This window comes from bacterium, from assembly GCA_024224155.1.
Taxonomy (GTDB): domain Bacteria; phylum Acidobacteriota; class Thermoanaerobaculia; order Multivoradales; family JAHEKO01; genus CALZIK01.
The window spans coordinates 26,446-37,713 of the sequence record JAAENP010000469.1 but is presented as its reverse complement, the minus strand read 5'-3'; the positions used below and the strand labels follow the sequence as shown (position 1 = coordinate 37,713).

Genomic DNA, 11,268 nt, shown 5'->3' with positions numbered 1-11,268 from the left:
GTGCGGATTCCGCTGATTGTGATCGCCGATTCCGGGCAACGTGATCACTCGTTCCGGTGATCGTGATCACTCGTTCCGGTGATCATGATCACTCCTCGGAGCGTAGCGACGATTAGCGGTTCATCGGCCTCCTTGTCTCAAGTCGGGACATCTTACTCTTCGACCTTTTTTGGCTCTCTTTTCGCCGCCGCCGGGCCTGCGGGAGCTGTGGTCGGCGCCGGAGGCGCCGTCCAAGGGGCGGTGGGAAACGCGGGGGTTGAGGGGGTAGCGTTTTCCACGGTCCCGGCAGCTTCCGCGGGTCTCCCTAAAGCCGTCGGAGCGCAAGCGACGTCTCTCACTGGCTGGCCTTCTTGCTGCGCTTGGGGGTATCTGGCTCGGGGTTGCGCATCGAGGGTCCCTTGAGCTTCATGCGATGGGCGTTGTGGAGCAGTCGGTCGCACAGGGCGTCGGCCTGGTTGGGATCGCCGATGCCGGTGTGCCAGTCCTCGACATCGAGTTGGCTGGCGACCAGCGTCGAGGCGTTCTCGCTTCGGTCCTCGATCACCTCCAAGAGGTCGTGCCTCTCAGAGGCCTTGAGCGGTGCCAGCAGCCAGTCGTCGATGGCCAAGAGATGCAGCCGCGCCAAGCGCGTCAGCAGCCGATGGTAGGAGCCGTCGCCTTTGGCCACGGCCAGCTGGTGTAAAAGCCTTGGTGTGCGCACGTAGTAGGCGTTGAAGCCCTTGCGGCAGGCGCGCTCGACGAAGGCGCAGGCGAGATAGGACTTGCCGATTCCGGTCGGCCCGGTCACGACCAGGTTGTGGCGTTCCTGGATCCAGGCGCAGGTGCCCAGCGACAGGACCTGTTGGCGTTTGAGCTGGCGCGCGGCCTTGAAGTCGACGTTTTCGAGCGAGGCCGGATAGCGTAGCTTCGCGGTTCGCAGCCGCCGAGTGAGCTTGCGCTGCTCGCGGGCGATCCACTCAGTGTCGATCATCAGCCCCACCCGTTCTTCGAAGCTCAGCTCGGCATACTCGCTCGAGCCCATCTGCTGGGTGAAGGCCTCGGCCATGTCGGCCATCTTCATCGTGCGCATCTTGTCCAGGGTCTCTTGGGTCAGCATTCGATCTCCTTGGCGGCGTAGTAGGTGGCGCCGCGGATGTTGTCGTGGTGGGGCGTCGGGTCCGGAGCTTCAGACTCCTCCTCCAGGGGGAGCCGGTCGGCCCCCGAGGAGAGGATGTTCTTGATCGTCGTGTAGCTGTAGGAGCGCAGGCGCTCGGCGCGCCGCGCGGCGGCTTCGAGCCGCTCGCTGCCGTAGCGTTTGCCCAGCCGCAGGATCCCCAGGCAGGCACGGTAGCCCTGCTCGGGGTGTCGGTGTCGATTGAGGATCTCGGCCACCAGGCGGCCGGTCGCGGGGCCGGTCTTCTGTGCCCAGCGCACCAGCCGCGACGGGGTCCACTCGGCATGGGCCCGGTGCGAGCGGGGCATGTGCTCAGGGACGGTCGAGGCCTGGCCGCGGCCAGCCAGCCGGCGATGCGACGCTACGCGTTTGGACTTGGAGTAGACCTCGACGATCGTCGGCGTGAAGCTAGCCTCCAGCAGCTCACCGACGAGCTGGTAGGGCACGCTGTAGTAGTTACGCTCGACAGCGACGTGGTAGTCGATGTTGACTCGACACGGCTTCCACTCGGCCATCTGGTAGCGCTCAGCGGGCAAGGGCTTCAAGGCCGGTCGATCGAGCCGCTCATAGAGCTCGCGGCGGCTCGCGCCCAGGTGCTGCATCGGTCGGTTGTTGAGCTCGAGGAGCTTCTCGCGGATCGCTTGGTTGAACTCAGCGAGGCTAAAAAACGTTCGATCGCGCAGCGCGCCCAGGATAAAGCGTTGGGCGACCAGGACGTTGGCTTCGACCTTGGCCTTGTCGCGGGGCTTGCCTGGACGAGCCGGGATGACCACCGCGCCGTAGTGCTCGGCCAGCGTCTGATAAGTGCGGTTGACCCCGGCCTCGTAGCGGCACGGCTTGGTGATCCCGCTCTTTAGGTTATCCGGGACGTAGATCTCGGGAGAGCCCGAGAAGAACGCGAGCATCCGTGTGTGCGAGGCGATCCAGTTATGAAGCTCCTGGCTCGCTGTCACCTCAGCGTAGGTGTAGCTCGAGGCTCCCAGGACGCCGACAAACAGCTCCACCGGAATCTCTTCTCCAGTGCGACGGTCGACGATGTGTGGCCTCTTGCCCGAGTAGTCGACGAACGCCTTCTCGCCGGCCCGATAGCGCTGGCGCATGGACGGATCGAGCTTCTTCGCCCAGCGCCGGTAGATCTCGCAGAACTGGCTGTAGCGGTAGCCGTCCGGGTGGACCTCGAGGTACTCCATCCACAGCAGGTGCAAGGTCACGCCCACCCGCCTGAGCTCCTCGTGGATGTGCGCCACCTCCGGCTGCGGTCGCGCGCCCGTCGGCGACCGGGGACCGCGCAGCAGTCGGGCCTCGAGTGCCGCCTCGTCCATCTCCAACGGCAACGGCCAGACAAGCCCCGCCTCCCGCGCTCGCGTTACATACAGCGACACGGTGCCCACTCCCACCGAGCAGGCGCGTGCGATCGCACGGTGGGTCAGCCCCACCTCGTACTTCAATCTCAGAATCTCTCGGATCTTCCTCATCGGTAGCCTCTTTGCTGCCATCTCCAAGCCCTCCTTTCCGGGAAGGGCCCAGAGTGCACGATCTCGCTACCGAGGAGTGATCACGATCACCGGAATCGGTGATCACAATGACCGGAATCGGTGATCACGTTCGCCGGAATCAGTGATCACAATGGCCGGAATCGGTGATCACGTTCCAGCGGAATCAGTGATCACGATGCGCCGGAATACGCAATCAGGCAACTCTGCCGATTCTGGAGTATGCCGTTGGCGGGAGGGAGCTGTCATGCGTCTTCCTCCCCTCCGGGGTCGGACTGTCGAGCGCCGGCTGAATTGAGGGTCTTCATGCCTAGTCCTGATTCTTGGGAGTAGAGGGCCTCTCCGTCAAAGGTATGCAAGAAAATTGCAAGTCGGCAGGACGAGACCTGGAGTGAGCATTAGAGGATCTGGGGGAGGGATTCCTGGGCACACCGAACGACACTTGTTCGCTCAAATGGTCTTTCCCATTCACAGTTCGGTCTTCCACGGCGGAAATCCAAGCTAGTAGGGGCCTCAGAATGGCGATGGCTTGCCGGGAGTGAGCAGAGGTGGCCTGGGCACGTTGCGCCAGCGAGCTTCGGGCCGACTCTTGGACATTCGGAGCAGCTCGAAATCAGTAGCGACCACAACGGTGAACCTGTGCCTGCGGCCACAGCCGGGGTTAGCGTGGCGTGTCGAGAGGAAGCCCGCTACTCGCACCTCGTCGCCTCTACGGATCCAAAGTCCGTCGATGATCCGGCCTGCCATCTCGCCGTAGGCGTTCACCGCGACAAAATTCGCGTCCTTCTCGGAATTCGGCGGGTTGGTCGCTACGTCCAGGCGCACGAATCGCTGCTTCCCATCTCGCTCGGGGTAATCCTTGGGTCGTGCGCCAACCCATCCAGAAATCACAACCTTGTTCTTCAGGGCTATGGTTCCTGTGTCTTCGTTTCCCAAGGCATTCGGGCCATGGGCCTGCCTCGCCCCTCCTCGAGCCAGGCATTGAATGCCTGCACGTCGATGAGCACACGCCGCCCCACGCGAACCAGAGCGCTGTTCATTCCGTTTGATTGAGCGTTGAAGATCAGCCACCGCAGGCTCGGTTCGGTGAAAGCTGGGTTTGCCTCCGCAATCTGCTTCACCGATCTCAAGTGCTCAAAACTCGCCATGATTCCTCCTCGAAAGTCATTGCAACTCGCAACGCTGACGAGTAGACACCAACTCTGGTGGGTCATTGGATTTCGACCCACCCACCCGATTTTGGGGGAGACTCGAACGCCGAATCTTGTCGGCGGAAACGGCTAACTCAGATCAGCTTTCTGATTGTTTCCGCGCTGATCCCAACGAAGGGTTCGAGGCGTTTTCCAAGCTGTCGCTTTGAGAGCTGGGGGTCGTTGTGGCGCAGGGTGTTCGCGAGGCGGAGGAGTTGAGTCCGACCTAGCTGCCGGCGGCGACCTGGACGGCGAGGATGCGGTTGAAGAAAAACGGAGGCATCTGCCAGAACATCGAGGTACTTGCCGGCTCGCAATCGCTCAAGCAACGATTCCATAATCACGATGAACGTTCTCAGTGAGAGACAACGCTCGACCTCTGCCGGGCTCGCTTGGTCTATCCAAGACTCAAGCCTGTCGCGGGGGAATTGCTCACCCGTCCACTCCGTACCCCAATCAATACAGAGCTGCTTGTGCCACTCGGCCTCAGCGTCGGTCTTGGCCTTCTTGATCCCTTGTTCCGCCATGGAGACAAGGAATTCCTCTCTGGTCTTCTTTGCCACTTGGAACTTACTGCTGACCGAAGATCTTCTCGTTCATCCGCGCCACTACCTTGCTCGTGTGCTGCTCGGTCAAATGACTGTAGCGTTTGACCATCGCCAACGTCTTGTGGCCCAGAACCTCGGCGATCTCGGCCAGGGTTGCGCCGCTCAGGGCGAGGGGACTGGCCGCTGAGTGCCGGAGGTCGTGGAAACGGAAATCTTCGATCTCAGCGGCCTTGAGAGCTGCTTCCCAGGCATTTCGGGGGAAGGACGCCTTACCCTTCTGGTTTGCGAAAACCAGGTCAGTGTCAAGCCTTCGGACTTTCCTCAGGTCCCGCAGCACATCGAACGCTAGGCCGCTCAGCAGTAGTGCTCGCCGATCTTCATTCTTGGTGTCGTGGGCAATGGCAACCTTCCGCTTGAGGTCAACATCGGACCAGCGCAGACCCAGAAGCTCTCCCTGTCTGGCTCCCGTGGAAAGAGCAAGAACTACGAGAGGGTAGAGAAGGGGGTCGTCACTCTCCTGACAGGCGTCCAGCAGATCTTGTCTTTCTTCGTCAGACAGGAATCGAACTCGGCCTCTTGGCTCTTTGAGCTTGGAGACCTTCGTCAGGGGGTTGGATTCGAGCCACTGCCACTCTCTGGTCGCAACAGTGAAAGCGTGAGAAAGGTAGGCGAGATATCGATTGACTGTTCCGGAGCTTCTCCTAGTCCCGCGAACGGTCGTTTCGCTCGCCAGCCTGTCCCGCCATTCGACCAAGAGCGCTGGGTTTACGTCAGCGAGGGAATACGAACCGATCTTGGTCTTCCACCACTCGAGGACTCTCCTCTGATCCTTCGCCGACTTCTTACCCGAGAGGTGCTGAGCGACGTACCGCTCGACTAACTCCCCAAGGGTGTGATTCCTCGCCTCCCGCGTCTTGAAGTGCCGACCTTCCCTGATTGCGCTCTCAGTGTCCTGCGCCCATTTCTTAGCGTCGGTCTTCCGAGTGAAAGTGGCTGTCTCCTGGGGGTGGCCCTTGAGCCGCACTTGAACGTGCCAGACCGTGTCGCTGCCGGTTTCTCGCTTTCGGATTGTCGCCATCTGCCTGTCCTCCTGTCCGTAGGCAACACGCTACAGAAGGCAGCCAAAACTGTCAACAACGGATCTATAGTCCGTTGCCATTCCGGCAGTACATCAGGTATCTATCGCGGGAATCTGAAAAGAGGGCTCGCTCTGGCACACTCCTGGCACGCTAGATTCCGAATTCTTCGCGGTATCATGCGAGGTGCATGGCTCTCGCTGAACACGTCGAGCGACTGGAAATGGGGCTAGCCGCGTGGAACCAGTGGCGAGCAGCGAATCCGGAGCTGAAGCCTGATCTGTCGGGCCTGACGCTGGGGCCGCACGAGATTATTCTCCAGAATGCGAATTTCCAGGGCTGCGACCTCTCGGGAGCCTCCTTTCAGAACACTCAACTCTCCAATGCAGATTTCTCCCGGGCTGATCTGCGTCGCGCGAAGTTCCAGGGCGGTTCCGTCAAACGGGCCAAGTTCTGGAACTGCGACTGCACCGGTATGGAATTGGCGGGGGGTCTGGCCGTTGGCGCCCACTTTAAAGAGGCTCGATTGACCAGGGCCCGTCTCGTCAATCAGAACTGTACGCAAGCCATCCTCAACACGGTTGACCTAACAGGCGCCGTTCTGAACAACGTTTCGCTCACAGAGTCCAAGCTGAAAGACACAAACTTCAGCGGCGCAGTGCTTGAGTGGGTCAACCTCACCGGAGCCGAGTTTCGCGGCTCGAAGTTCTCACACCGAACCAAGCTGCGTGTCCGGTTTGATGAGAACCACTCAAGCTTCTCGGACGGGTCGGATGAACTCGTCTACTCCGCGTCCGACCGCCTGAACTGGGGCTTTCTCAGGGCCATTGGGAGGTTCCCGTTGTTCGCTGTGTCTTGGAGCGCTCTTCTGGCCTGCCTCGTCACGATCAATACGATCGGACTTCTGAATGAGCGGATGCTCATCGACTCGATCCAGTATCCGGTGCCCGTTCCTCATCGGATGTCCTTTATTCTCCTCGGCAGCCTCCTTCTCGTAGTGGGAACCACGATCTACCGCACTAGATGCCCGCTACGTGTCCAGGAGTTCTCCGAGACGCGGTGGGTCGAAGAGCATGGCCATCCGCGCCTCTTGTACGTCTCCGAGAAACTGAGTCGGAGAGGCTCGCAGTGGCTGACCGCTCTCAGCACACTGCTAGGCGGAATCCTAGGCCTGGTGCTCGTGGGCGAGCGGATCTGGATCTCCGCTGGTTATGTCTGGCGGTTCGGGCTCGAGCGCACGTTGCGCTGGGTACTCGATGCAGTCACAGCCCTTCTCTAGTGTGCCAAGAGTGTGCCGCAACTGAACCAGCACTCAAATAGTCGATGGCTGCGATCGTTTTGAGTCACAGGTACACCATTCATATGCAACGATTTAATTCTGGTGCCGGAGGGGGGAGTCGAACCCCCACGAGGTTGCCCTCAACGGATTTTGAGTCCGTCGCGTCTGCCATTCCGCCACTCCGGCCGGGCGTGAGCGAAGAAGAATCCTAGGTGGGGTGGGTATTGGTGTCAACGGGCGTCGAGCTGTGGCGTTTGGTAACGCTCGTGCCGGTTTGACCGGTCGATTCTCGGGGACTAAGCGCTTTTGACGAGATGCGCCTTTCCGGGGGCTTGACAAAGTGACCTTTTTCGTGTATCATTAGCTCCGCTAAGTTGTTGTCTTTCAACGACTTAAGCCCATCTAGGCCCGACCGAGCTCGGGCCGATACTATACGAGCGAAAGGGGTTCCCCAAAGTTGGCTTTCAGAGTTGGACAGAAACTTGTGTACCCGAACCACGGGGTGACAGTGGTAGAGAAGATCGAGCAGGGCGAGATCGATGGCCTGGAACAGACCTACTATCACCTCCGGTTCATGTCGAATGACTCGAAGGTCATGGTTCCGAAGCCGAATCTCGAGCTGGTTGGTCTGCGCCCGCTGGGTCAGACCACCGACATCCGGAGTCTGTTCCGGACGCTTCGGGACGGCAACATCGACACCTACAAGGATTGGAAGGGGCGCTACAAGCAGAATCTCGACAAGATGAAGACCGGCGAGCTGCACGAAGTGGCCCAGGTTCTCAAGAACTTGCGTTTGGTGAGCACCAAAAAGAGCCTGTCGTTCCGCGAGAAGAAGATGTACGAGCGGGCGCGCTATTTCATTGTCAGCGAGGTCGCCCACGTCAAGAAGATCGAGGAAGGCGCCGCCGACAAGCAGGTCGAGAAGGCTTTGCACACCGGCATCGAGAAGCGCCGGAAGGCGAACCCCGAGCCCGAATAGCCGAGACCTTTTCCTGGTTTCTGATGCGGCCGGCCGCCCTCGAAACGGCCGGCCGCTTTTCCTTGCCCTCGTCGAATCGGGTTAGGCTCCGACTGTGTCGGCAAGCTCGCTGAAGGAACCCTACGCGGCGGTCGCGGTACCGTTGCCGATTCCCAAGGCGCTCGACTATCTGGTGCCGCCGTCCATGGATCAGCGCGCCCTCCCGGGCGTTCGCGTTCGGGTGCCGGTGGGGCGGCGCAAGGTCACGGGCGTGGTGGTCGAACGGCACGCTCGCGATCCCGCCGAGGCCGGGATCAAGCTCAAGCCGCTGACCGCCGCGATCGATCTCGCTCCGATCCTGCCGGCCGAGCTCACTCACCTCGCCGCGTTCGTGAGCGAGTACTACCTGGCGCCGATCGGGGAGGTCTACCGGGCGCTTCTGCCCTCGGGGCTCGAGGCCTGGGGCAGCCAGCGGGTGTGGCTGAGCGATCGCGGAGCCCTGGCGAGCAGAGCCAGGGACGGGCTCGAGGAGAAGGTGCTCGAGGCTCTGCGGCCCGGTGGCAGGATGAGCCTGGCCGAGCTCGAAGCCGCGTGCGGCGGCGCCGCGATTCACGAAGCGGTCGAGCGCCTGCGCGAAAGGGGCTGGCTGAGTGTTTCGGAATCTCGTCGCACCGGTACCCGCTACGTCACCGCGGTCGAGCTGGCCCAGGGCACGCTCGAAGAGCTCTTGGAGAGATGCGGGCGCTCGAAACCGGGCCGCGCCGTGGTCGAGTGGTTGGCGAATGCCGGGCGGCCGGCACTGCGATCCGAGCTCGAGGCCGAGCTCGAGGTGTCGCCGGGCGTGGTGCGCCGGCTGATCAAGCTCGGGGTGCTTCGGAGCTTCACCCAGATCGCTCGGCTGGAGCTCGACGAGCATCGAACCGAGCCGGGGCGCAAGAACAGTTTCGTCTTGAGGCCGGACCAGGCCGAGGCCGTCGAGAGCCTGACGACGGCACTCGCCGAAGGGCGATTCCGGCCGTTCCTGCTCCATGGGATGACCGGAAGCGGTAAGACCGAGGTCTACCTGCGCGCGGTCGAGAGGGTCCTCGCCGGCGACGGCTCGGCGATTCTGTTGGTTCCGGAGATCGCACTGGTACCGGTGCTGGCCCAGGCGCTGCGCGAGCGATTTGGAAAGCACGCGGCGATTCTGCATTCGGCCCTGAGCGCGCCCGAGCGCCAGCAGGAGTGGCACCGCATCCGGAGTGGGGAAGCGCGATTGGTGCTCGGCCCGCGCTCGGCCATCTTCGCGCCGGTGCGCAATCTCGAGCTGGTGGTCGTGGACGAGGAGCACGACTCCGCGTACAAGCAGGGCTCGACGCCCCGCTACAACGCTCGCGACGTGGCTCTCTGGCGCGGTCGCGAAGCCGAGGCGACGGTGGCCCTGGTCTCGGCGACACCGAGCCTCGAGAGCCGGTTGAACGCCGAGCGCGAGAAGCTGTCGCCGCTGCTACTCACCGAGCGGGTGGGGATCGGCGAGCTCCCCGAGAGCGTGCTGGTCGATCTGCGGGAGTCGACCGAGATCCGGCGGCCCGGAACGGTGCACTTCTCACCCCGGCTGCTGACCGAGATGGAGGAGGCGTTCACGGCCGGGGACCAGGCGATCCTCTTGAGGAACCGGCGCGGCTACTCGCCGGTGCTGTTGTGCCGCGCGTGCGGAGACGATCTGCGCTGCGACGACTGTGGTCTGCCAAGGACCTTCCACAAGCGTTTCGATGAGCTGCAATGCCACTATTGCGGGTCCCGTCGGTCGGTGCCCGAGACCTGCCCGAGCTGCGGCGAATCCGCCCTCGAGCCGATGGGGACGGGTACCGAGCGCGTCGAGGAGGAGTTTCGTGAACGATTCCCGGAGGTCCCGGCGGCGGTACTGGACCGCGACACCGTGCGCCGCCGCGGCGGCGTCACCAACGTGCTGGATCGCTTTGGCCGGGGTGAGACCCAAGTCCTGATCGGTACCCAGATGGTGGCCAAGGGGCATCATTTCCCGGGAGTGGCGCTGGCCGCCGTTCTCCAGGCCGACGCCTACCTGAGCTTCCCGGATTTTCGGGCGGTCGAGCGCACCTACAACCTGTTGATCCAGCTCGGCGGCCCCGCCGGTCGAGGCGACCGCAAGGGCAAGTTCTTGATCCAGACCTACCATCCCGATCACTACGCCATCCAGTCCGTGCTGACGCACGACGACCGCGCCTTTCGCGAGGAGGAGATGCGTTTTCGGAGGATCTTCCACTATCCGCCCTACACGAGAATGGTGCAGCTTCTGGTGCGCGATAGTCATCGCGAACGGGCCGCCCAGACCGCCGAGCGAGTTGCCCACGAGCTCGGGCGCCGAGCGCCCGGGGTAGGGGAGAGGGGAGCGGAGATTCGCGTGATCGGACCGGCACCCGCCGCCTTCGAGCGCCTGCGCGGTAAGTGGCGTTTTCAGATCCTGGTTCGCGGCCCCTCGGCGAGCCGAGTTCGGCGGCTGGTGCAGGCGAGCCTGCCCGAGCGCGCGACTTCGGAGATCGTCGTCGACGTCGACCCGATGGAGTTGTTGTAGGCGGCTCAGACATGCTAGCTTGACGGCCCGCCATGCGTCCCAGCGAAGTACCGTTCGAAGCGCCTCTGGAGGACCTGCGCCGCCGAATCGAAGAACTGGAGAGCTATCCCGAGGGCTCCGGTCGGAGCAAGGAGATCTCGCGTCTCAAGTCCAAGCTGATCAAGGACACCACCGAGGTCTACGGCACGCTCTCGCGTTGGGAAAAGACGCTGGTGGCGAGGCACTCCGAGCGGCCCCACACCCTCGACTACGTCGAGCACCTGATGAGCGATTGGGTGGAGGTTCACGGCGACCGCGCCTTCGCCGACGACCCCGCCATCGTCGCCGGGCTGGCGAGGTTCATGGGTCGCTCGGTGGCGGTGCTGGGTCACCAGAAGGGCCGCGCTACCAAGGAGAGAATCCATCGCAACTTCGGCCAAGCCCGCCCCGAGGGCTACCGCAAGGCCCTGCGCTTGATGAAGATGGCCGAGCGGTTTTCCCTGCCGCTCTTGTGCTTCGTCGATACCCCCGGCGCCTATCCGGGCATCGGCGCCGAGCAGCGCGGCCAGGCCGAGGCCATCGCCCGCAACCTGATCGAGATGGCCGCTCTGCGCACCCCGATCGTGGTCACCATCACCGGAGAGGGCGGCAGCGGCGGTGCCCTCGGGATCGCGATGGGAGATCGCGTGTACATGCTCCAGTACTCGGTGTATTCGGTGATCTCGCCCGAGGGCTGCGCCGCGATCCTGTGGAAGGATCAAAACAAGAAGGAGAACGCTGCGGACGCCCTCCGGCTGACGGCACCCGACATCTTCGAGCTCGGCGTCGTCGACGCGGTCATTCCGGAGCCCGCCGGGGCGGCGCACGCCAACCCCAACGAGACCATCCAGAACGTCGGTGGCACGATCGCCGCCGGTCTGGCCGAGATCGAAGGCCAGTCGCTCGACAAGCTCTTGGCCGCGCGTTACAACCGGTTCAGGAAGCTCGGCTTTCTGACCGAGAGTTGAGGCCGAGCTAGCC

10 protein-coding genes and 1 tRNA gene are annotated in these 11,268 nt (G+C 62.7%); 4 read left to right on the top strand and 7 right to left on the bottom strand.

All coding sequences use genetic code 11. From position 1 onward, the window contains the following. Positions 1-334: 334 nt before the first annotated feature. The 6 genes from GY769_22735 to GY769_22710 all read right to left on the bottom strand — a co-directional run bounded on the left by GY769_22735 (position 335) and on the right by GY769_22710 (position 5,462). Positions 335-1,096, bottom strand: coding sequence for an ATP-binding protein (locus GY769_22735; protein MCP4204734.1), 762 nt, complete (start codon positions 1,094-1,096; stop codon positions 335-337). Further along, positions 1,090-2,628, bottom strand: coding sequence for an IS21 family transposase (locus GY769_22730; protein MCP4204733.1), 1,539 nt, complete (start codon positions 2,626-2,628; stop codon positions 1,090-1,092). The genes GY769_22735 and GY769_22730 overlap by 7 nt, the downstream gene beginning before the upstream one ends. A gap of 531 nt (positions 2,629-3,159) precedes the next feature. Beyond that, entirely contained in the window at positions 3,160-3,537 is a 378-nt protein-coding gene (locus tag GY769_22725; GenBank protein ID MCP4204732.1) for a single-stranded DNA-binding protein, read from the bottom strand. Positions 3,538-3,554: 17 nt separating this feature from the next. After that, complete coding sequence (locus GY769_22720; GenBank protein MCP4204731.1) at positions 3,555-3,794, bottom strand: DNA-binding protein; 240 nt, start codon at positions 3,792-3,794, stop codon at positions 3,555-3,557. Positions 3,795-3,931: 137 nt separating this feature from the next. After that, positions 3,932-4,399: a hypothetical protein gene (locus tag GY769_22715; protein ID MCP4204730.1), complete on the bottom strand. Its 468-nt coding sequence runs from the start codon at positions 4,397-4,399 to the stop codon at positions 3,932-3,934. A 7-nt stretch (positions 4,400-4,406) separates the two neighbouring features. Then, positions 4,407-5,462: a site-specific integrase gene (locus GY769_22710; GenBank protein MCP4204729.1), complete on the bottom strand. Its 1,056-nt coding sequence runs from the start codon at positions 5,460-5,462 to the stop codon at positions 4,407-4,409. Between the two features lie 188 nt (positions 5,463-5,650). On the opposite strand from GY769_22710, the gene GY769_22705 reads away from it, so the two are divergent. Then, positions 5,651-6,739, top strand: a complete 1,089-nt coding sequence (locus GY769_22705; GenBank protein MCP4204728.1) for a pentapeptide repeat-containing protein — start codon at positions 5,651-5,653, stop codon at positions 6,737-6,739. Between the two features lie 100 nt (positions 6,740-6,839). Here GY769_22705 and GY769_22700 read toward each other — a convergent pair. After that, positions 6,840-6,925: transfer RNA gene (locus tag GY769_22700), tRNA-Leu, on the bottom strand. A gap of 316 nt (positions 6,926-7,241) precedes the next feature. Between GY769_22700 and GY769_22695 the strand changes: the two genes are divergently transcribed. From GY769_22695 to GY769_22685, 3 genes are all read left to right on the top strand, one after another. Further along, complete coding sequence (locus tag GY769_22695) at positions 7,242-7,718, top strand: CarD family transcriptional regulator (GenBank protein MCP4204727.1); 477 nt, start codon at positions 7,242-7,244, stop codon at positions 7,716-7,718. A 94-nt stretch (positions 7,719-7,812) separates the two neighbouring features. Then, positions 7,813-10,269, top strand: coding sequence for a primosomal protein N' (priA, locus tag GY769_22690; GenBank protein ID MCP4204726.1), 2,457 nt, complete (start codon positions 7,813-7,815; stop codon positions 10,267-10,269). A 32-nt stretch (positions 10,270-10,301) separates the two neighbouring features. Then, positions 10,302-11,255, top strand: a complete 954-nt coding sequence (locus GY769_22685; protein ID MCP4204725.1) for an acetyl-CoA carboxylase carboxyltransferase subunit alpha — start codon at positions 10,302-10,304, stop codon at positions 11,253-11,255. The last annotated feature ends 13 nt before the right edge of the window (positions 11,256-11,268 follow it).

Excerpts from the sequence above, each read along its gene's own strand:
- GY769_22710 (MCP4204729.1), bottom strand. The coding sequence starts at position 5,462 with ATGGCGACAATCCGAAAGCGAGAAACCGGCAGCGACACGGTCTGGCAC.
- GY769_22720 (MCP4204731.1), bottom strand. The coding sequence starts at position 3,794 with ATGGCGAGTTTTGAGCACTTGAGATCGGTGAAGCAGATTGCGGAGGCA.
- GY769_22730 (MCP4204733.1), bottom strand. The coding sequence starts at position 2,628 with ATGAGGAAGATCCGAGAGATTCTGAGATTGAAGTACGAGGTGGGGCTG.
- GY769_22735 (MCP4204734.1), bottom strand. The coding sequence starts at position 1,096 with ATGCTGACCCAAGAGACCCTGGACAAGATGCGCACGATGAAGATGGCC.
- GY769_22705 (MCP4204728.1), top strand. The coding sequence starts at position 5,651 with ATGGCTCTCGCTGAACACGTCGAGCGACTGGAAATGGGGCTAGCCGCG.
- GY769_22685 (MCP4204725.1), top strand. The coding sequence starts at position 10,302 with ATGCGTCCCAGCGAAGTACCGTTCGAAGCGCCTCTGGAGGACCTGCGC.